This is a genomic window from Spirillospora sp. NPDC052269 (assembly GCF_040679435.1).
Lineage (GTDB): Bacteria > Actinomycetota > Actinomycetes > Streptosporangiales > Streptosporangiaceae > Spirillospora.
Genome location: NZ_JBFAUU010000008.1, coordinates 119,110 through 139,345, shown reverse-complemented (window position 1 = coordinate 139,345; position 20,236 = coordinate 119,110). Strand labels below are relative to the sequence as shown.

Sequence of the window (20,236 nt, the reverse complement as noted above, 5' to 3'; positions counted from 1 at the left end):
GTCAGCGTACGGAAGCGCGGCGGCCGGGCCGTCCCTCCTGGGAATGATCGGCTGTGACCGGCTCCCCACCCGCGGGGACTACTCCGCGTCCCCGGACGGGGTGGGACTCGTACATGCGGACGGCGACGACCAGGCCCGACACCGCGGTCAGGGCGGCCACGGCCCAGATCGCGGCGGTCAGGCCGCAGGTGTCGGCGACCACCCCGGCGAGGACGGCCCCGACGGCGAAGCCGCCGTCCCGCCAGAGGCGGTAGACGCCGACGGCGCGGGCCCGCCAGGCCGGGTGGGCGATGTCGCCGATGACCGCGAGCAGCGTCGGGTACACCAGCGCGGTGCCGACGCCGAGCAGGATCTGCGCGACGGCCCAGACCGGCACGGTCGTCCCGAGGGCGACCAGCCCGATCGCGGCGGCCTGGACGAGCATGCCCGCGGTGATGAGGTGCTTGCGTCCGACGCGGTCGGACCACCAGCCGGTGACGAGCTGCCCGAAGCCCCACACCGCCGGGTACAGCGCGGCCAGCAGGCCGATCTGCGCGAGCGGGACGTGGTGCGCGGCGAACAGGATCGGGAAGACGCCCCAGGCGAGCGCGTCGTTCAGGTTGTTGACCATCCCGGCCTGGCTCGCCGCCGACAGCGCCCGGTCGCCGGCGCTCGTCCGGCGGACGATCTGCCCGGTGGTCAGCGCGGCGTGCGGATCGTGGCCGGACGAGGCGTGCCGTTCGGCCTCGAGCCGCGCGTGCCCGCGGGTCTCCCGGACGGCCAGCGTGGACAGGCCGAGCGCGAGGGCCGCGTACGCCGCTCCGAGCAGGAACGGCCCGGGGCGCAGCCCGGTGTGCGCGGCGATCGCGCCGGTCGCCAGCGCGGTGACGGCGACGGCCAGGTACCCGGCGGCCTCGTTGAAGCCCATGGCCAGGCCGCGGCTGGCGGGCCCGACCAGGTCGATCTTCATGATCACGGTGGTGGACCAGGTGAGGCCCTGGCTGACGCCGAGCAGGACGTTGGCGAACACGATCCAGCCCCAGGACGGGGCCCAGATCAGCAGCAGCGGCACCGGCACGGCGATCAGCCATCCGGCGACCAGGACGGGCTTGCGGCCGTACCGGTCCGACAGCGTCCCGGCGAAGAAGTTCGCGATCGCCTTGGTGGCGCCGAACGCGACGATGTAGGTGAGCGCGGCCGTGTACGCCGACAGGTGGAAGGTGTCGCGGGCGAGCAGCGGCAGGACGGTGCGCTCCTGGCCGAGCATGCCGCCGACGAGCGCGTTGACCGCGACGAGCAGCAGGAACTGGGCCAGGTTCGCCCGCAGTCCGAGGGCGAGGGGACGGGGAGTGGTACGGGTCACGTCCCCTCCAGGCGGTTTCGGGCGAAGCCCACGGAATCCTCCACAAGCGGTGAAACAGAGGGAACGGGCCGGGTTCGCGCCCCTCGCCGTTCCGTACTACAATATTCCAAAAGAGATTGGAATGTACTGGTGGACGAGCATACCCGGAAGACGAACCTGTACGGGCAGTTCGCCCGGGTGGGCAAGGCGCTGTCCAATCCCGCCCGGCTCGAGCTGCTGGACCTGCTGGCCCAGGGCGAGCGGAGCGTGGAGGAGCTGGCCGAGGCGGCCCGGATGAAGGTGTCCAACACCTCGGCCCAGCTGCGCACGCTGGCCCAGGCGGGGCTGGTCGACAGCCGCCGCGACGGCGTGCGGATCTTCTACCGGCTCGCGGACGACCAGGTCGAGGAGTTCGTCGGGCGGGTACAGGCGTTCGCCGCCGCCCGGCTCGCCGAGGTCGAGCGCGCCGCCCGCGACTACCTCGGCGACGTGGACGCCCTGCACCCGGTCGCGCACGACGAGCTGGCCCGCCGGCTGCGCGACGGCCGGGTGCTGGTGCTGGACGTCCGGCCCGAGACCGAGTACGCCGCCGGGCACATCCCGGGCGCGGTCAACATCCCGCACGACCTGCTGGCCGCGCGGCTGGCCGACCTGCCCACCGGCACCGAGATCGTGGCCTACTGCCGCGGCCGGTACTGCGTGTTCGCCCCGGACGCCGTCCGACTCCTGCGCGACCATGGGCACACCGCCCACGTGCTGGACGGCGGCCTGCCCGACTGGCGCCGCTCCGGCCTGCCGATCACCACGGGAGCCGAAGCGTGACCGACGTCCGCCCCACCGCCCAGCCCGCCGCTCACCCTGCCCTTGATGGCGAACCCGTCTATCTCGACTACAACGCGACCACGCCGGTCGACCCCCGTGTCGCGGACGCGATGCTCCCCCACCTCATCCACGGCTTCGGCAACCCCGCGAGCGCCCACGCCTACGGAGCGGCCCCGAGGGCAGCCCTGGCGCGGGCCCGCGCGGACGTCGCCGCCCTGGTCGGCGCGCGGCCGTCCGAGATCGTGTTCACCGCGTCGGGGTCGGAGGCCGACCTGCTCGCGCTGCGCGGCGCGGTCCTGGCGTCCGGGCGTCCGCGTCCGCACGTGATCACCCAGGCCACCGAGCACCCCGCCGTCCTGGAGACCTGCCTCGCCCTGGAACGCCTGCACGGGGCACGCGTGACGGTGCTGCCGGTCGACGGGGACGGCCTGCTCGACCCGGCCGTCCTCGCCGCCGCCCTCGACGACTCGACCGTCCTGGTGTCGGTGATGGCGGCGAACAACGAGACCGGCGCGATCCAGCCGATCGCCGAACTCGCCGCGCTGGCCCGCCGCCACGGCGCCCTGTTCCACTGCGATGCGGCGCAGGCCGCCGGGAAGATCCCGCTGGACGCGTCCGGCGTCGACCTGCTCACGCTCGTCGGGCACAAGATGTACGCGCCCAAGGGGGCCGCGGCCCTCTTCGTCCGCGAGGGCGTCCGTCTCGAGCCCGTCGTCTACGGCGGAGGGCAGGAGCGCGGCCTGCGCGCCGGGACGGAGAACGTCTCCCTGGCCGTCGCGCTCGGCACCGCCGCCCGGCTCGCCGCCGAAGACCTCGCGGACGGCGTCCCCGGCAGGATCGCCGCGCTCCGCGACGACCTGCACCGGCGACTGTCCGAGGCGCTGCCGGGACGCGTCCGCCTCAACGGCCCGTCCGAGGCCCGCCTGCCGAACACGCTGAACGTCAGCGTCGACGGCGTCCTCGGCCACGAGGTCCTCGCCAGGGCCGGCGGGATCGCGGCCTCGACCGGCTCGGCCTGCCACAGCGGCACGCACACGCCCTCGCCCGTCCTGACCGCGATGGGCCTGGACCACGACCGCGCGATGGGCGCGCTCCGCCTCACCCTCGGCCGCTGGAGCACGCCCGAGGACGTCCATATCGCCGCGGCGGCTCTGGCCAAAGCGGCCGCGGCACGGTAGTAAGGAGCGTCCCAGCGAGGACCACCCCCGCACCTCCACGCCGTGAAAGCAGCCCAGTGACAAGCCGTCCGGAAGAACCGATCGTCATCGACGGTGGCGACAAGGCCTGCGTGCGCCTCCTCCTCGAACTCCGCGCCCACCTCGCCGGGCTCGCGCCGGGCACGCTCGTCCACCTGCTGGCGTCCGACCCGGCCGCCCCGATCGACCTGCCCGCGTGGTGCCACCTCACCGGCCACCACTACCTGGGCCCGCTCCCGGAGGCTCCCGGCACGCCCGGCTACGCGCTCCGGGTCGCCGCCGACGCGCGTCCGACCAGGGCGGATTCGCCCTGGCGTCCGGCCGTCCAAGAAAACTGAGAACGAGGGGAACCCGGGGACGCCCCGCTACGTCCAACCCGTCTCATTTTCCCCTCAGTTCCCTGGAGAAAGCGTTGTCTGCTCGTCGTCTGCTCGTCGCCCCGGTCGTCCTCGCCACGGCGGCGACCGTCACGGTCGCGGGATGTGGAACCCATACCCGGCACCGGCACCACACCACGTACCGGCGGGTCTCCGGGTCGGTCACGGTGCCGAGCGTCGTCGGCATGAACCACCAGAAGGCGCAGAACCTCATGCAGTCCCGGGGACTGCGCAACCTCGCCGAGCGCGACGCCACCGGCCGCGGGCGCAAGCTGCTCATCGACCGCAACTGGGTCGTCGTCCGCCAGTCCCCGCCCGCCGGCGTCCGCGTCTCGTCCAGCACGCAGGTCACGCTCTACAGCAAGAAGTACACGGACTGACGTTCACCACCGAAGGGTGAACGACGCGGCGCCGAGGCGCCGCGCGACCAGGCCGCCGGGCTGCACGAGCCGGCAGACCGCCCCCACTGCATCCCGGCGCCTCGTCACCCTCGAACCGCGCGACCGCCCGCCGATGAGCGGTGCTCGTGCGATGTGGTCGCGTGCCGGATCTCCGAGGCGGCCTCCGGGGGCTCCGCCCCGTCCGCGCCGGCCAGGCCGTCGACCTCGGACTTGAGGATCCGAAGCGAGCGCCCGAGCGAGCGCGCCGCGTCCGGCATCCTCTTCGCGCCGAACAGCAGCATCGCCGCCACGATGACGACCAGCCAGTGGCTGACCGAGAACCCTCCGGGCATCCCGCTCCTTCCGCTCCAGCAACATTTAAACAGTAGCGCAAGTGAGCAATAATGAGCGGGCCCTGCTTCGCCGCGGCCGGGAGTCGGGGTGCACATCCGGCCACCGGGCGCCGTGGCGAACGGCCGGGCGACGCAAACACTTGCGCAATGGGGCAAACTTTCCGGCATGCCCGGTCGTCGCATCACCAAGGGCGACCCACTGCACGCAGCGAAGAAGGAGTCAGGGTGAGCGCCACCACGACGGCGACCGAGACCGCGGCCGATCTGCCGCGACCCGCCGAGACACCGGAGCCGGCGGCGCCCGCCCCCTCCCGGGGGGTCGGGGTGAACGGGGCCATCGCCGCCGCGTTGACCCGGGGCGTGGGCTCGATGCCCGCCCTGTACGTCGTCCTCGTCATCATCACGGCGTGGATGGCGCTGGCACTGTGGGGACCGCTCAAGCCGGTCGACCCGTACCCGTTCGGGTTCCTGCTGTTCCTGAACAACGTGTTGCAGCTGGTGTTGTGCTCGGTGATCCTGGTCGGGCAGCGGGTGCTCGGGGTGAACGCCGACCGCCGCGCGGTGCTGACGTACGAGAACACCGGCGCGATCTTCACGCGGATCGCCGACCTGCAGGCGCACCTGGACCGGCAGGACCGCGCCCTCAGCCGCGGCGTGAGCCTTCTGGAGTCGCGTCCGCACCCGTGGATCGAGCGGCACCGGGTGCAGTCTCCCCCGCAGGCCATCGACCACGTGGTGGGGCTCAACGGCCGGATCGCGGCCTGGCTGACCGAGCGCCTGGGCAGCATGTGGGCGTTCTACGTCTCCGCCGGGACGCAGGTGCTGTGGATCGGCGGGGCCGAGCTGGGCCTCCAGCACTTCGACCCGTACCCGTTCGCGTTCATGACCTTCCTGTCCACGTTCGCACAGCTCCTCTTCATGATCATCATCATGGTCGGGCAGGACGTGCTGGGACGGGCCGCCGACCGCCGCTCCGAGCAGACCTTCCTGGACGCCGAGGCGGTCCTGCACGAGTGCCGCCGGATGAAGGCGCGCCTGGTCGCCCAGGACCGCGTCATCGACAGCCTCGCCGAGTACACCTCGTCCCACCTCACCGACCACCTGGCCCAGGCCCTCCACGACCAGCGCCTGGACCCCCGCCTTCCCGACGACGCGTCACGTGGGGAGGCGTCCGCGACGGTGCCCTGGGACCGGCTGCCCGAGCGGCACCGCGAGGCACGGCAGCGGCAGGCGCAGCTGCTCGGCGAGCACCTGGCCGTGATCGGCTACCTGATGGTCCCGGCGACCAGGACCGTCGTGGTCGTCACGCTCGACGAACAGCAGGCGCAGGAACTCGCCCGGCTCCAGCACCAGCACCACCTGACCGGGGAGGACACCGAACCGGACGAGACGGTTCCGTGGGAGCGCCTGCCGGACGTGGCGCGCACCCGCGCGGTGGAGGCCGTCCACCAGATCCCGGCCCTGCTCGCCGAGATCGGCTTCCAGGTCCTGCCGACCGGGGACGGCAACACCGTCGGACCGGGCGAGCTGGACTTCGACCCGCGGGACTGGGAGGTCCTTCACCGCGCCCTGATGGCCGCCGGCGTGATGGTCGCGCTGGCCGAGGGCGTCGCCGACCCCGAGGAGCTCTTCGCGCTGGTCACCCTGCTGCGCGAGACCGGCATCAGCCACCCCCGCCGGTTCATCCGCGAACTGGCCGCCACCACTCCGTTCGAAACGGGCCTGCGGGCCGACACCAAGTACGCCGACTACAAGGGACCCGCGCTGGAGGCGATCCGGTCGGCCACCGCCATCGTCGCCCGCACCGCCCCCACCGAACTGGACGCCTTCCGCGACCTCCTCGCCGAGATCACCGGCACCGTGGCCGACGCGAACGACGAAGGCGGCTTCTTCGGGCTGGGCGCCCGCCCCCGCGTCTCGGCCGAAGCCGCCGCCATCGACGCCGTCCACCGGGCCGCCCGCCACGACGACTCATCCCCGGTTCACGCCGCCGACGCGCCCTCTCGGCAGCGCCGCCGGTAGAGCGGTCCGGCTCGCCGCGGTGGGGACGCTCTGGCGTCCCCACCGTTCGAGTCTGCCGAGTGGACGGGAAGGGGCGGTCCAGGCCGCGAGTCGCGACGTCGCCCGCCTGTCCGAGGCGTCCACCGGCGCGGGCGGCGCGGAACCGGTTACGATCCGGACATCGTCGCACCAAGCCGGATCGCATGCAGTTGCGGCAACGTCTAAGCGCCGTCCTTGACCCGCGTTGACATCCCGCGCCCGGAGAACACGCCTTGCAGCAGCATCACTCCACACCCGGCCACCGCCAGGCCCGGTCGGCATGACCGGCATCGCCACGACCATCGCCACAGCGGCGGGACTGTTCGCCGGAACCAACATCGACGACATCCTCGTGCTGGCCATGCTGTTCCTGACCAGCCGCGCCTCCGGGGCGCCCAGGCCCTGGCAGATCTGGGCCGGGCAGATCGCGGGCTTCGCCGTCCTGGTCGCCGTCTCGGGCGTCGCCGCGCTCGGCCTGAGCATCATCCCCGACCCGTGGGTCGGGCTGCTCGGGATCATCCCGCTGGCCATGGGCGTCCACGGCCTGGTCCAGGCCGCACGCGCCCACCGGGACGGCGAGCCACCCGCCACCGCCCTGGCCACCGGGCTCCTCTCCGTCGCCGCCCTCACCATCGTGAACGGCGCTGACAACCTCGCCGTCTACACCCCGGTCTTCCGGACCGTCGGAACCGGCGACTCGGTGGTCATCATCATCGTGTTCTTCGCCGGGGTCGCCGCCTACTGCCTGCTCGGCGCCTGGCTGGGCTCCCACAAGAGGATCATCGAGATCGTCGAACGCTGGGGCCACTGGATCGTCCCCGCCGTCTTCGCCGCCCTCGGAGCCACCATCCTGCTCACCTCCGGCGTCCTCACCCGGATCCTCTGACCCCGGACCCCGCGACATCTGCGACACATGTCGTAGATTGTCGGATCGAACGACCGGAGAGTCCCACGTGAGGAGCGTAGTGTCAGCCGCGCCAGTTGCCGAGAGCCGTCCCGCCACCGATGAGGCGGGCCGGTGAGCATCGCACTGGGCCTCTTGGCGGTCCTGTTGTTGACCGCCGCGACCGGATACTTCGTCGCCCAGGAGTTCGCGTTCGTCACCGCCGACCGGCTCGCGCTTCAGGAGCGCGCCGAGCAGGGCGACCGGAAGGCGGAGCGGGCCGTCCAGGTGCTGGAGCGGCTGTCGTTCATGCTGTCGGGCGCGCAGCTCGGCATCACCGTGACCGCCCTGGTCGTCGGCTTCATCGCCAAGCCCGCGCTGGCCGGGCTGGTCCAGCCGGCGCTCGGCGCGCTCGGCCTCCCGGACGCGGCGGCCGGGGGGATCGCGCTGGTCGCCGGGTTCGTCATCGCGACCGTGACCCAGATGGTGCTGGGCGAACTGCTCCCCAAGAACCTGGCGCTCACCAGGCCCGAGTCGCTCGCCCGCGCGCTGGCCGCGTCCACGCTGGCCTACCTGGCGGTCGCCGGGCCGCTGGTCCGGCTGTTCGACGCGGCCGCCAACCGGCTGCTGCGGCTCGTCGGCGTCGAGCCGGTCGAGGAGCTGCACCACGGCGCGACGCTGGAGGAGCTCGGCCACATCATCGGCGAGTCCCAGGAGAACCTCGCCGACGACCACGCGGACCTGCTGGAACGCGCGCTCGGCTTCTCCGAGCGGACGGCCGACGAGGTGATGGTCCCGCGCGTGGACGTCGCGGCGGCCCGCGCGGCCGACTCCGCCGCGGACCTCGCCGCGGCCATCGCCGAGCACGGGTTCACGCGCTTCCCCGTCCTCGGCGAGAAGGTGGACGACCTGGTCGGCGTCGTCGGCCTCAGCGACCTGTTCGAGGTGGATCCGGCCGACGCCGCGTCCGTGCGGATCGGGGACCTGGCCCGGCCCGCCCTGGTCCTGCCCGGCTCGGTGCCGCTGCCCGCGGTCGTGGCGCGGCTCCGGGCGGGCGGTCAGCGGATGGCCTGCGTGGTGGACGAGTACGGCGGCTTCGCCGGCCTGCTCACCATCGAGGACGTGGCGGAGGAACTGGTCGGCGAGATCGCCGACGAGAACGACGCCGACGAGCCCCTGGCCCGTCCGGCCGGGGACGGATGGTGGACCACCGACGCCGGGCTCCGCGTCGACGAGGTCGCCCAGGCCACGGCCGTGCGGCTCCCGGAGGGCGACTACGACACCGTCGCGGGCCTGCTCCTCGAACGGCTCGGACGGATGCCCGAGCCCGGCGACCGGGTCGTCGTCGACCTGTCCCCCGCCCTGCCCGACCGCTCCCACCGCGTCGCGGAGATCGAGATCATCGACATCGACCACCACGTCCCCCGCCGCATCCGGCTGCGCGTCGCTCCCCTGGAGGCCGCGCCGGCCGGGCCCGTGGCGAACGGTTCGGCACCGGTCGAACCGGAAGGCCTCACCGGGACGGGGGCGGCGAAGTGAACCTGCCCACCGGGATCGTCCTGACCGTCCTGCTGCTGATCGGGAACGGGTTCTTCGTCGCGGCCGAATTCGCGCTGGTCGCCGCCAAGCGGCCGCGGCTGGAACGGGCCGCCGCGCGGGGCAGCCGCGGCGCGGCGTCCGCCGTCGCGGGCATCCGTGAGCTGTCGCTGATGCTGGCCGGGGCGCAGCTCGGCATCACCATGTGCTCGCTGGGCCTCGGCGTGGTGTCCGAGCCGGTCTTCGCCGGAACCCTCGCTCCGCTCTTCCACGACGTGGGCCTGCCCGAGACCGCCGCGCACGTCGTCGCGTTCGCCCTCGCCCTCGCCCTGGTCACCTTCCTGCACATGGTCGCCGGCGAGATGGCGCCGAAGTCCTGGGCCATCGCCGACGCCGAGCGCTCCGCGACCGCGCTGGCTATCCCGTTCCGCGCGTTCACCAAGGCCGTCCGGCCGCTGCTGACCGCGCTCAACGGCGTCACCAACGCGCTGCTGCGGCTCATCGGCGTCGACCCGCGCGACGAGGCGACCCTCGCCCGCACTCCCGGCCAGCTCCGCCACCTGGTCGCCGAGTCCCGCCGCCTCGGCCTCATCGAGGAGACCGACCGCAGCCTCCTGGACACCGCGCTGGCCGCTCCCGAGGCCCCGCTCACCCAGGTGATCGTCCCTGCCGCCGACATCGCCTCGACACCCGCCGACGCGGCCCCTCAGGCCGTCGTCGACGCGGCGCGCGCCACCGGCCACACCCGCCTGCTGGTGCGGGAACCGTCCGGCCGTCTCACCGGACTCGTCCACGCACGGGACGCCTACCTGGCCCGTGCGAACGGCGAGACCCCGCGCGCCTCCGACCTGGCCTACCCCGTCCCGGCCGTCCGGGTGACCGACTCCCTCGCCGCCGCCGTCACGACACTGCGCGCCGACCGCAGCCAACTCGGCCTGGTCCACGACGCCGACGACACCCTCGTCGGACTGGTCTCCCTCGACGACCTGCTGGAACAACTGGTGCGGATCTGACCGGAACCGCCGGACGGGCACCCGCAGATGCGGCGGGTCGCCGATTCCATCGTCCTCGGCCAGAGCGCCACCACCCGGTTGGAGGAGCGCGGACTGCTCGCGCGCGGCCGGGCTCCGCCCCGAGCGGCGACCGATCGTGGTGGCGTCCCGGGCCCGGCGGTCCGGCGCTTCGTCAGAGGGTTTCGCGGCGGGCGGGCGCGGAGCCGCGTGAGCGGTAGACGACGTAGGGGCGGGCCAGGTAGCCGACGGGGGCGGCGAAGGCGTGGACGAGTCGGCTGAAGGGCCAGAGCGCGAACAGGGCCAGGCCGAGCAGGGTGTGCAGCTGGAAGACGACCGGGGCGCGGGAGATCGCGGGAACGTCCGGGTCGAGGGTGAAGAGGCTGCGGAACCAGAGGGAGACGCCTTCGCGGTAGTCGTAGTGCCCGGTGATCGGCGTGATGAGGGTGGCGGTGAGGCCCGCCAGCAGGACGGTCGCGAGGATCGGGTAGAGGACGCGGTCCGAGCGCGAGGTGGTGACGCGGACGGCGCGGACGCGGAGGCGGCGGGCCGTCAGGATGCCGAGGCCGCCGACCGTGGCGAGGCCCGCGGCCCCTCCGACGAGCAGCGCGTTGGCGCGGTAGAGGGGTTCGGTGACGTCCAGGTCCAGGGTCAGCCACTCGGGGACGACGAGGCCGACGACGTGCCCGGCCAGGACGAACAGCAGGCCGTAGTGGAACATCGGGGCGCCGACGGCGAGCAGGCGGCTCTCGTGGAGCTGGCTGGAGCGCGTGGTGAGGCCGAACCGGTCGTAGCGGTAGCGCCAGGCGGACCCGGCGACGAACAGGACCAGCACGAGGTAGGGCAGGACGCCCCACAGGGTGATCTGGACGTGGGTCACCGGCGTGTTCCTTCCTCGGTGTGCGTGGCTGGGCCGAACGGGACGAGGCCCACGGTCTCGGCGGGCGGTCCCGTGCGGGCCAGGGCGAGCGCGGCGGCGCGGTCGGCGGGCGACGGGCCGGGCAGGGTCGCGCAGACCGCGTCGAGGACGTCCGCGTAGGGGCCGCCGTGGTCGCGGAGCGCGATCCGCAGCAGTTCGAGGCCGGCGCGGTGGTCGAGGAGGAGGCGCTCGCCGGGTCCGGGGCTCCGGGCCGCGAACTCCAGCAGGAGCGGCAGGTGGTCGGGCAGCTGGTCGTCGGGCGGGCGGTGGCCGTGCTCGCGGAAGCGGGCCTTGAGCGCGGCCAGGGACGCCCCGCGCCGCCGCGTGTCGCCGTCGGTGTAGTAGGTGAGGTGCAGGGTTCGGCGGCCCGTCCGGTCGAAGGTCTGGACGTAGCGGACGGCCGCCTCGGTCAGCGGGACGTCCAGGGCCGTTTCGCAGAACGCCAGGAGCGGCGCGCAGCGGTCGTCGGCCAGTGGGCCGAGGGTGTCGCGGACGAGCCGGACGGTGTCGTGCCAGTGGTCGTCCGGGTACTCCAGCAACAGCGCGGCGGCCTGCCGGATCGCGGTCTCGATCACCGGCCCTCCCCCGGACGCGGCGGGAACAACCCGTCCGGACGGTCCGTCCCGTCCCAGCCCAACAGGTTGACGCGTCCGCTCAGCCCGTCCTGGCGCGGCTCGGGCGCCGGGCCGCACCCGCACCCCCCGGAGGACGCGCCGCACGCCGCGCCGGGGGCGGCCGCCGGGCTCGGGACCAGGGGCTCGTGGAAGGCGTCCGCCGGGAGGCCGTCGAGCGAGCAGCCGCCGCGTTCACCGGGTTCGGCGCGTCCGGCGCCGGCGACGTAGGTGGTGGGGATGACGTACCGCTCGTCGTACTTGGCGAGGGCGAGCAGCCGGAACATCGACTCGATCTCCGCGACGTCCATCCCGGCGCTCGCGGCGATGGACGGGTCGGGCGGGTCGCCGAGGTTGGCGCGGCGCATGTGCGAGCGCATCGCGGCGAGGCGGCGCAGGGACGCCTCGACCGGTGCGGTGTCCCCGGCGGTGAAGAGCTCGGCGAGGTACTCGACCGGGATGCGCAGCGAGTCGATCGCGCCGAAGAGGTTCTCCTGGTCCTCGCCGTCGTGGCCGGTGCCCGCGAGCGCGTCCACGATCGGCGACAGCGGCGGGACGTACCAGACCATCGGCATCGTCCGGTACTCCGGGTGCAGCGGCAGCGCGACCCGGTACCTGCTGATCAGCGCGTGGACGGGGGAACGGCGCGCGGCCTCCACCCAGTCGTGCGGGATCCCGGACGCCTCGGCCGCCGCCGCGACCTCCGGATCGTCCGGGTCGAGGAAGCAGCGCAGCTGCGCCTCGTAGAGGTCCTTCTCGTCGCGGACGGCGGCGGCCGCGCCGACCCGTTCGGGGTCGTACAGCATGACGCCGAGGTAGCGGAGGCGGCCGACGCAGGTCTCCGAGCAGACGGTCGGCTCGCCCGCCTCGACGCGCGGGTAGCAGAACGTGCACTTCTCGGCCTTGCCGGTCTGGTGGTTGAAGTAGATCTTCTTGTACGGGCAGCCGGTGACGCACATCCGCCAGCCGCGGCAGCGGTCCTGGTCGACCAGGACGATGCCGTCCTCGACGCGCTTGTACAGCGCGCCGGACGGGCAGGCGGCGACGCAGGACGGGTTGAGGCAGTGCTCGCAGATCCGCGGCAGGTAGAACATGAACGCCTGCTCGTACTCCAGGCGGACCTTGCCGCCGAGGCGGCGCAGCAGCGGGTCGTCCGCGAGGGCCTCGGGGCCGCCGCCGAGGTCGTCGTCCCAGTTCGGGCCCCAGGTGACGGCCATCGGGCGGCCGTCCACGAGCGAGCGCGGCGGCGCGGTCGGCAGGTCGTCGCCGAGCGGCGCGTCGATGAGGTTCGCGTAGTCGTAGGTCCAGGGCTGGTAGTAGTCGTCCAGTCCGGGCAGCTCGGGGTTGGCGAACAGGCGGGTCAGGCGGCGGACGCGCCCGCCCGCGCGCGGGACGAGCCGTCCGGTCGCGGTGCGGCGCCATCCGCCGCGCCACCTGTCCTGGTCCTCGTGCCCGCGCGGGTAGCCCTGCCCCGGACGGGTCTCGACGTTGTTGAACCAGGCGTACTCGGTGCCGGCCCGGTTCGTCCACGTCTGCTTGCACGTCACCGAGCAGGTGTGGCAGCCGATGCACTTGTCGAGGTTCATCACCATCGCGACCTGCGCCATCACGCGCATCAGTAGGTCACCTCCTGGGCGCGGCGGCGGATGACGGTGACCGCGTCGCGCTGGTTCCCGGTGGGTCCGTAGTAGTTGGGCGCGAACGTCAGCTGCGCGTACCCGCCGACCAGGTGGGACGGCTTGATCAGCAGCTTGGTCAGCGCGTTGTGCACGCCGCCGCGGCGTCCGGTGGCCTGCGACCGCGGGACGTTCACCAGGCGTTCCTGCACGTGGTACATGAACACGGTGCCGGACGGCATCCGGTGCGACACGACCGCGCGGGCGACCACGACGCCGTTGGCGTTGACGGCCTCGACCCAGTCGTTGTCGGCGACGCCGATCGCCGCGGCGTCGGCGACGCTCATCCAGATCACCGGGCCGCCGCGGGCGAGGGTCTGCATGAGCAGGTTCTCCTGGTACTCCGAATGGATCGACCATTTGGAGTGCGGCGTGACGTACCGGACGGTCACGCCGAGCCCCCCGCCGCCCTCGTCCGGACCGGACGGGCGCGGCAGGGACTCGCCGAGCGCGGCCATGTCCAGCGGCGGCCGGTAGACCGGGAGCTGCTCGCCGAGTTCGGCGAGCCAGTCGTGGTCGAGGTAGAAGTGCTGGCGTCCGGTGAGGGTGTGCCAGGGCTTGGCGTGCTCGGTGTTGATGGTGAACGGCGCGTACCGGCGGTCCGGTCCCTCCTTGCCGGACCATTCGAAGCTCGCGCCGACCTGCGTGGGCCGCTGCTGGGTGTCGGAGAACACCACGCGGCGTTCGCGGGCGGACGCGGCGAGCTCGTCCAGGTGGGAGGCGGGGCCGCAGCGTTCGCCGAGGCGGGTGAAGCCCTCGGCGGCGATCCGCCCGTTGGTGGTGCCGGACAGCGCGAGGATCGCCTCGCAGAACTTGACGTCGGTGTCGAGCAGGGGGCGTCCGGACGCGTCGGTGCCGCAGCGGGCGGCGAGCCAGCGCGCCTCGGGCCCGGCGCCGACGGTGACGCCCTTGACGGTCAGGCCGTCGCGTTCGGGCAGCGGGCCGAGCGCTGCGAGCCGTTCGGCGAGCGCGGTGTAGTCGCGTTCGACCAGGGTCAGGACGGGCAGGTCGCGTCCGCCGCCGTCGATCTCGTCCGGGGTGTCGTGCTGCAGGGCGGTCGCGACGAGGTCGTGCCGGACGCCCAGCCGTCCGCGCGCCAGCTCCGAGACGCGCCGGGCCAGCCCGTGGAAGATCTCGAAGTCGGTGCGGGCCTGCCAGGGCGGGTCGATCGCGGGGTTGAACGCGTGCACGAACGGGTGCATGTCGGTGGACGACAGGTCGTGCTTCTCGTACCAGGTCGCGGCGGGCAGGACGAGGTCGGCGTGCAGCGTGGTCGAGGTCATCCGGAAGTCGAGCGCGACGAGCAGGTCGAGCTTCCCGGTGGGCGCGTCCTCGCGCCAGGCGACGTCGCGGGGGCGGTCGGCGGGCCCGGCCTCCGCGGCGGACGCGTTGTCGTTCGCGCCGAGCAGGTGCCGCAGGAAGTACTCGTTGCCCTTGGCGGACGACCCGATGAGGTTGGCGCGCCAGACGGTGAGGACGCGGGGCCAGTTCTCCGGGGCGTCCGGATCCTCGCAGGCGAAGCCGAGGCGTCCGGCCTCCACCTCGCCCGCCACCCAGCGCGCGGGATCGGTCCCGGACGCCCGGACCGCGTCGCCGAGGTCGAGCGGGTTGCGGTCGAAGGTCGGGTAGGACGGCATCCAGCCGCGCCGCGCGGACTGCGCGACCAGGTCGACGGTGTGCCGTCCCTCGAACAGCCCGCGCCCGGTGGCGGCCGACAGCGCGTCGGCCGGGTAGCTCTCGTACCGCCACTGGTCGGTGTGCAGGTACCAGTAGGGCGTGCCCGCCATCTGCCGGGACGGCCGCACCCAGTCGGACGCGGTCGACAGCTGCTGCCAGCCCGCCAGCGGACGGACCTTCTCCTGTCCGACGTAGTGCGCCCAGCCGCCGCCGTTGACGCCCTGGCAGCCGGTGAGCAGCGGCAGCGTGAGGAACGACCGGTAGATCGTGTCGGAGTGGAACCAGTGGTTGGCGCCCGCGCCCATCACGATCATCGACCGGCCGCGGGTCCGCGCGGCGGTCGCGGCGAACTCGCGCGCCACCCGGGCCGCGCGGGCCGCCGGGACGGAGGTGATCCGCTCCTGCCAGGCGGGCGTCGCGGGCGTCGTGGGGTCGTCGTACCCGGACGGCCACTCCCCCGGCAGCCCGTCGCGCGCGACGCCGTAGCGGGCGAGCAGCAGGTCGTACACGGTGGTGACCAGGCGCCCGCCGATCCGCCGGGCGGGGACGCCCCTGCGGACCGTCCCGTTCGGTTCGTCGAAGCGCGGCAGCGTCACCTCGACGGGCTCGCCGCCCTCGAGGGTGAGCAGCGGGTCGAGGTCGCCGAGGTCGAGGTTCCAGCGTCCGGACGCGTCGTCGTCCCAGCGGTCGCCGAGGGTACCGGGAGGCGCGACGGGCGCGCCCGTGCCCGCGTCGATCAGCACCGGCCGCCACCGGTCGCTGCCACCGCTGCCAGCACCGCCGTCACCTCCGTCCGCCGTGGCGTCGAGGTCGGCGGCGCGGACGAACCCGCCGGGCACGTGGCCGCCGTCGCGTTCCTCCAGCTCGACCAGGAACGGCAGGTCGGTGAACCGCTTGACGTAGTCGACGAAGTAGGGCACCTGGCGCCGGACGAAGAACTCGGTGAGCACGACGTGGCCCATCGCCATGGCGAGGGCGCCGTCCGTGCCGGGGTGCGGGTGCAGCCACTCGTCGGCGAACTTGGTGGCGTCGGAGTAGTCGGGCGACACGACCACGACCTTCTGGCCGCGGTACCGCGCCTCGGCCATCCAGTGCGCGTCGGGCGTGCGCGTCACCGGGACGTTCGAGCCCCACAGCACCAGGTACGCCGCGTCCCACCAGTCGCCGGACTCCGGGACGTCGGTCTGGTCGCCGAACACCTGCGGCGACGCGATCGGCAGGTCGGCGTACCAGTCGTAGAACGACACCATCGGCGCGCCGAGCAGGCCCATGAAGCGGGCGCCGACCGCGTGCGAGGCCATCGACATCGCCGGGATCGGCGAGAACCCGGCGATCCGGTCGGGGCCGTGCGCGCGGAGCGTGTGGACGTGCGCGGCGGCGGCGATCTCCAGCGCCTCGTCCCAGCCGATCCGGACCAGCCCGCCCTTGCCGCGGGCCCGCTGGTAGCGCCGCCGTTTCGCGGGATCGCCGGTCACCTCCGCCCACGCCTGGACGGGGTCGCCGTGTTCTTCGCGCGCTTCCCGATACATTTCCAGCAGGACGCCGCGCACATAGGGATAACGCACCCGCGTCGGCGAATAGGTGTACCAGGAGAAGGACGCGCCGCGCGGACATCCGCGGGGTTCGTACTCCGGACGGTCCGGCCCCGCGGACGGATAATCGGTCTGCTGGGTCTCCCAGGTGATCAGCCCGTCCTTGACGTAGACCTTCCAGGAGCAGGACCCCGTGCAGTTCACGCCATGGGTGGAGCGGACGGCCCGGTCGTGGGCCCAGCGCTCGCGGTAGGGGGTGTCGTTGACCTTCTGGCCGGGATGGAAGACCGCGCGCCGATCGGCCGTGGCCTCGGCCTTCCGCAGCCTCCCCCCGGCTTTCAGCAGTCGTTCGGCGGCCGCTTCGGCGGCGGCCTCGGCCGCCTGCCGGGCACTCGTCGCGGCGTCCCCTCTCCAGCCCTTCACGGAATCCCTCCTCCACATCGCCTCTGTCGGAAGATTCGTCCCGCGCAACCTCATCAGTCAAGGGAATTAACTTTGAGATAACCATTAAAAACCCGGCAATGTGACCTGCCTCTCCTTCGAGGACCGAATACTTCGTGAATTTCTCCAGAAAAGGGGCGTCGCACCGCATGTCATTCCCATGCGGTGCGACGCCCCTCACCTTTTCGCCCGTCCGGTCAGGCCAGGATCGCGCCCCCGTCCAGGACCGTGACGGTCCCGGTCGCGTGGCGCTGGGTCATGGTGAACAGGTACGCCTCGGCGATGTCGTCCACCTCGCCGACGCGCTTCAGCGGGGTCGCGTCGGCAGTGCCCGCGTACAGCCCCTCGCGGACGTCGTCGGGCAGCGGCGCCCACAGGTTCGACCGGACGACGCCGGGCATCACGGCGTTCACGCGGATCGGCGCGAGCTCGACGGCGAGCGCGCGCGTCAGCCCCTCCATCGCCGCGCAGATGCTGGAGGTGACCGCCGTGCCCGGCATCGGGCGCAGCCCGGCGGTGCCGGACGTCAGCGTGATCGAGCCGCCCTCGCGCAGCTTCGGCACGGCCGCCTGGACGGCGGCGAGCACCCCGAAGTAGCGCAGGGAGAAGAAGTCGCGGGCGGCGTCGAGGTCGAGTTCGGTCACCGGCGCGAGCAGGAGCGGGTCACCCGCCGTGTAGACGAGGTGGTCGATCTCGCCGAGCCGGTCGAACAGCTCCCGCACGTGCGCGGGGTCGGTGAGGTCGGCGACCTCCCCGGAGGCGCCCGCCGGAAGCCGGTCGAGCGCGCGCTCGACGTTCTCCTTCCGGCTGGACGCCACGGTCACGACCGCGCCCGCGGCGGCCGCCGCCTCCGCGACCGCGAGCCCGATCCCGGACGTTCCGCCGAGCACCACCACGCGCTGACCCGCGAGCTTGTCGAAGGGGGACATCTCAATTCCTTTCGGTCTTCCGTACCCCTCCACGATGCGGCCGGGACCGCCGCCGCGTCCAAGACCTTCGTCCGGCGCTGTAATACCCTGAGGGCATCATGACCGACGTCGACCTGCGCAAACTGCGGTACTTCGTGGCGGTCGCCGAGCACCTCCACTTCGGCCGCGCCGCCACGTCCCTGCACATCGCCCAGCCGGTGCTGTCCCGGCAGATCCGGGCGCTGGAGAACGAGCTGAAGGCGACGCTGTTCGAGCGGGACCGGCGCTCGACCGCGCTCACCCCCGCCGGACGGCAGCTGCTCGCCGACGCGCCGTCCCTGCTGGCGGGCGCCGAGGCGCTGCGCCGCCGCGTCCGGCGCGCCGCGCGCGGCCCCCGCACCTTCACCGTCGGCTTCATGCCGGGCCTGATCGTCACCGCCGCCGTGCGCGAACTCGGCGCGCGGCATCCCGGGCTGTCGGTCGACCTCGTCCGGACGACCTGGGACGACCAGGTCGACGTCGTCCGCGACGGACGCGTCGACGTCAGCTACCTCCGCCCGCCGGTCGACCGGGCGGGCCTGACGGTCCGCCCGCTGTTCACCGAGCCGCGCGTCGCCGTCGTCCCGGCCGACCATCCGCTGGCGGGCAAGGGCGCGATCGCCGCGGCCGACCTCGCCGACGAGCACCTGCTCCAGAACCTGGACGCCGTCCCCGAGTGGCGTGACATCGGCGTCGAGATGCGCGCGCGGAACCGTCCGGCGGTGCCGGCCTTCCGCAGCGTCGAGGAGAAGCTCGAGCACGTCGCCGCCGGTCGCGGCCTGGCGATCCTGCCGCTCTCGGTCGCGACGTTCTACACCCGTCCCGACCTCACCTACGTCGTCGTCGAGGACCTGGCCCCCACGCCCGTCAGCCTCGCCTGGGACGCCACGCGCCGCAATCCCCTCCTGACCGAGTTCGCCGAGATCGCCCAGTCGGCCGCGTCCCGCTGAAACACCAGGTCACGCGGGGTGTGCGGCGCGGCGCATTCCGCCGCCCGGCGCCACGCCCTTAACTTAGGGTCATGGTTGAGTCGCCCCAGGTGAACAAGAGTGTCGAGCGGGTTTATGAGACGGCCGGCCGGTTGTTCTCCGACCTCGGCTACGACGCGGTGGACCTGAAGTTGATCGCGGACGCGACGGGCCTCTCGACCTCCGAGCTCACCGAGATCGCCGGGGACAAGCCCACCCTCTACCTCGGCGTCTTCACCTGGCTCCACCAGGAGGAGGCGGCGGCGCTCGCGGTGGCGATCGAGGCGTTCACCCCGGACGCCGCGGGGATCCAGGGGATCGGCGACGCCTTCCTGGACTTCTGCCTCGCCCACCGCGCGTTCGTCGGGATGTGGATGCACCGCTGGGCCGGGGACGCCGCCGACCTCGACGTCGAGACGCCGTTCGCCAAGCCCGTCCTGTCCACGATGTACAAGGTCATGTCGCCCGCCGTGCTGCCGGACGTCGACCTGGAACTGGCGATCTGGAACATCATCTGGTGCGTCCACGGGTTCGTCCAGTTCGGCTTCATCGGCAAGGACGGGCAGGGCCACGGCAGCGACGAGCCCACCGGCGTCGGCCGCTTCCGCGGCTACCTCCACGACATGATCGCGCGCTTCACCAAGCCCACCCCGTAGGACGGGCCGGAACGCGCGTCCCGAGGGCGACCCGGTGCGCGCGGCGTCGCCGGGCAGGCCCTAGGATCATGGTCCCGTGCGGATCATCTCTCTGAACGCCTGGGGCGGCGCGATGTTCGACGAACTCGCCCCCTGGCTCGGCGCCAACGGCGCCGACGTCCTCTGCCTCCAGGAAATGACTCACACCGCCGCGCTCGGCGGGTGGACACGCTTCGACGACGCGGAGCGGTCGCTGCCGCAGCGCGCGGACCTGCTGGACGACGTCCGGACCCTGCTCCCCGACCACCACGCCGTGTTCACCGTCAGCGACGCCGGCCCCGTCAGCGACGACGCCGGTGTCGTGCACCGGCAGGACTTCGGGGTGGCGACCTTCGTCGCCGAGACGCTGCCGCTCGTCGGGACGCGGACGGCGTTCGTTCACGGCGAGTACGCCGAGCACCCGGACGAGTGGCCGGCGGGGGACCGTCCCCGGGCGGCGCAGGCCGTGCGGGTCTTCGACCGCGCGTCCGGGCGGTTCGTCACGGTCGTCCAGCTGCACGGCCTGCGCGACCCGGCCGGCAAGGGCGACACCCCGGCCCGGCTCGCCCAGGCCAAGCGGCTCGCCGACCTGGTCACCGACGCGCGCGAGGACGGCGACCTGACCGTCGTCTGCGGCGACCTCAACCTGCTGCCCGGCAGCGAGACCTTCGAGGTGCTCGCCGGGATCGGGCTGGTCGACCTCGTCCGCGAGGCCGACACCCGGACGTCCCGCTACCTCAAGCCGCTGCGGCACGCCGGCTACCTGCTGGTCTCCGACCCGTCGGCCGTCCGGCGGTTCGAGGTGCTCGCCGAGCCGGAGGTGTCCGACCACCGGGCGCTGCTGCTCGAGCTCTGACGCCCGGGCCGCGCGAC

Annotated in this window: 18 protein-coding genes; 11 read left to right on the top strand and 7 right to left on the bottom strand. The window is 73.2% G+C overall.

Annotation, left to right across the window (positions count from 1 at the left end; all coding sequences use genetic code 11):
- Position 1 precedes the first annotated feature (1 nt).
- Positions 2–1,342, bottom strand: a complete 1,341-nt coding sequence (locus tag AB0L06_RS18885; protein WP_500232308.1) for an MFS transporter — start codon at positions 1,340–1,342, stop codon at positions 2–4.
- Positions 1,343–1,471: 129 nt separating this feature from the next.
- Between AB0L06_RS18885 and AB0L06_RS18880 the strand changes: the two genes are divergently transcribed.
- The 4 genes from AB0L06_RS18880 (at position 1,472) to AB0L06_RS18865 (ending at position 4,096) form a co-directional block, all read left to right on the top strand.
- The gene (locus AB0L06_RS18880; RefSeq protein WP_500232307.1) at positions 1,472–2,143 is read left to right on the top strand and encodes an ArsR/SmtB family transcription factor; all 672 of its coding nucleotides are present in this window, start codon (positions 1,472–1,474) and stop codon (positions 2,141–2,143) included.
- Positions 2,140–3,321: a cysteine desulfurase family protein gene (locus AB0L06_RS18875; RefSeq protein WP_500232306.1), complete on the top strand. Its 1,182-nt coding sequence runs from the start codon at positions 2,140–2,142 to the stop codon at positions 3,319–3,321. The genes AB0L06_RS18880 and AB0L06_RS18875 overlap by 4 nt, the downstream gene beginning before the upstream one ends.
- 56 nt (positions 3,322–3,377) lie before the next feature.
- Positions 3,378–3,677 carry a sulfurtransferase TusA family protein gene (locus AB0L06_RS18870; protein WP_500232305.1) on the top strand — a complete coding sequence of 100 codons (300 nt, stop codon included), beginning with the start codon at positions 3,378–3,380 and terminating at the stop codon, positions 3,675–3,677.
- A gap of 74 nt (positions 3,678–3,751) precedes the next feature.
- Positions 3,752–4,096 carry a PASTA domain-containing protein gene (locus AB0L06_RS18865; RefSeq protein WP_500232304.1) on the top strand — a complete coding sequence of 115 codons (345 nt, stop codon included), beginning with the start codon at positions 3,752–3,754 and terminating at the stop codon, positions 4,094–4,096.
- A gap of 104 nt (positions 4,097–4,200) precedes the next feature.
- On the opposite strand, the gene tatA is transcribed toward AB0L06_RS18865, so the two are convergent.
- Entirely contained in the window at positions 4,201–4,449 is a 249-nt protein-coding gene (tatA, locus tag AB0L06_RS18860; protein WP_500232303.1) for a Sec-independent protein translocase subunit TatA, read from the bottom strand.
- Between the two features lie 225 nt (positions 4,450–4,674).
- On the opposite strand from tatA, the gene AB0L06_RS18855 reads away from it, so the two are divergent.
- The 4 genes from AB0L06_RS18855 to AB0L06_RS18840 all read left to right on the top strand — a co-directional run bounded on the left by AB0L06_RS18855 (position 4,675) and on the right by AB0L06_RS18840 (position 9,921).
- Complete coding sequence (locus tag AB0L06_RS18855; protein ID WP_500232302.1) at positions 4,675–6,471, top strand: DUF1003 domain-containing protein; 1,797 nt, start codon at positions 4,675–4,677, stop codon at positions 6,469–6,471.
- A gap of 298 nt (positions 6,472–6,769) precedes the next feature.
- A complete protein-coding gene (locus AB0L06_RS18850) occupies positions 6,770–7,375 on the top strand; it encodes a cadmium resistance transporter (protein WP_500232301.1) in 606 nt (201 codons plus the stop codon).
- Between the two features lie 132 nt (positions 7,376–7,507).
- Positions 7,508–8,911, top strand: coding sequence for a hemolysin family protein (locus AB0L06_RS18845; RefSeq protein ID WP_500232300.1), 1,404 nt, complete (start codon positions 7,508–7,510; stop codon positions 8,909–8,911).
- On the top strand, positions 8,908–9,921 hold the full coding sequence (locus AB0L06_RS18840) for a hemolysin family protein (RefSeq protein ID WP_500232299.1): 1,014 nt from the start codon (positions 8,908–8,910) through the stop codon (positions 9,919–9,921). Before AB0L06_RS18845 ends, AB0L06_RS18840 begins: the two co-directional genes overlap by 4 nt.
- Positions 9,922–10,093: 172 nt before the next feature.
- Here AB0L06_RS18840 and narI read toward each other — a convergent pair whose 3' ends face one another.
- The 5 genes from narI to AB0L06_RS18815 all read right to left on the bottom strand — a co-directional run bounded on the left by narI (position 10,094) and on the right by AB0L06_RS18815 (position 17,703).
- Positions 10,094–10,798, bottom strand: coding sequence for a respiratory nitrate reductase subunit gamma (gene narI / locus AB0L06_RS18835; RefSeq protein ID WP_500232298.1), 705 nt, complete (start codon positions 10,796–10,798; stop codon positions 10,094–10,096).
- Positions 10,795–11,412 (bottom strand): nitrate reductase molybdenum cofactor assembly chaperone, encoded by a 618-nt coding sequence (gene narJ, locus AB0L06_RS18830; RefSeq protein WP_500232297.1) that lies wholly within the window; start codon positions 11,410–11,412, stop codon positions 10,795–10,797. Before narJ ends, narI begins: the two co-directional genes overlap by 4 nt.
- Positions 11,409–13,064 carry a nitrate reductase subunit beta gene (narH, locus tag AB0L06_RS18825; RefSeq protein ID WP_500232296.1) on the bottom strand — a complete coding sequence of 552 codons (1,656 nt, stop codon included), beginning with the start codon at positions 13,062–13,064 and terminating at the stop codon, positions 11,409–11,411. Before narH ends, narJ begins: the two co-directional genes overlap by 4 nt.
- Entirely contained in the window at positions 13,064–16,774 is a 3,711-nt protein-coding gene (locus AB0L06_RS18820) for a nitrate reductase subunit alpha (RefSeq protein WP_500232295.1), read from the bottom strand. Before AB0L06_RS18820 ends, narH begins: the two co-directional genes overlap by 1 nt.
- Positions 16,775–16,971: 197 nt before the next feature.
- Complete coding sequence (locus AB0L06_RS18815) at positions 16,972–17,703, bottom strand: SDR family oxidoreductase (RefSeq protein ID WP_500232294.1); 732 nt, start codon at positions 17,701–17,703, stop codon at positions 16,972–16,974.
- Between the two features lie 98 nt (positions 17,704–17,801).
- Between AB0L06_RS18815 and AB0L06_RS18810 the strand changes: the two genes are divergently transcribed.
- The 3 genes from AB0L06_RS18810 to AB0L06_RS18800 all read left to right on the top strand — a co-directional run bounded on the left by AB0L06_RS18810 (position 17,802) and on the right by AB0L06_RS18800 (position 20,219).
- Positions 17,802–18,671, top strand: a complete 870-nt coding sequence (locus AB0L06_RS18810; RefSeq protein ID WP_500232293.1) for a LysR family transcriptional regulator — start codon at positions 17,802–17,804, stop codon at positions 18,669–18,671.
- A 71-nt stretch (positions 18,672–18,742) separates the two neighbouring features.
- Positions 18,743–19,345: a TetR/AcrR family transcriptional regulator gene (locus AB0L06_RS18805; RefSeq protein ID WP_500232292.1), complete on the top strand. Its 603-nt coding sequence runs from the start codon at positions 18,743–18,745 to the stop codon at positions 19,343–19,345.
- A 76-nt stretch (positions 19,346–19,421) separates the two neighbouring features.
- Positions 19,422–20,219, top strand: a complete 798-nt coding sequence (locus AB0L06_RS18800; protein WP_500232291.1) for an endonuclease/exonuclease/phosphatase family protein — start codon at positions 19,422–19,424, stop codon at positions 20,217–20,219.
- Positions 20,220–20,236 lie beyond the last annotated feature (17 nt).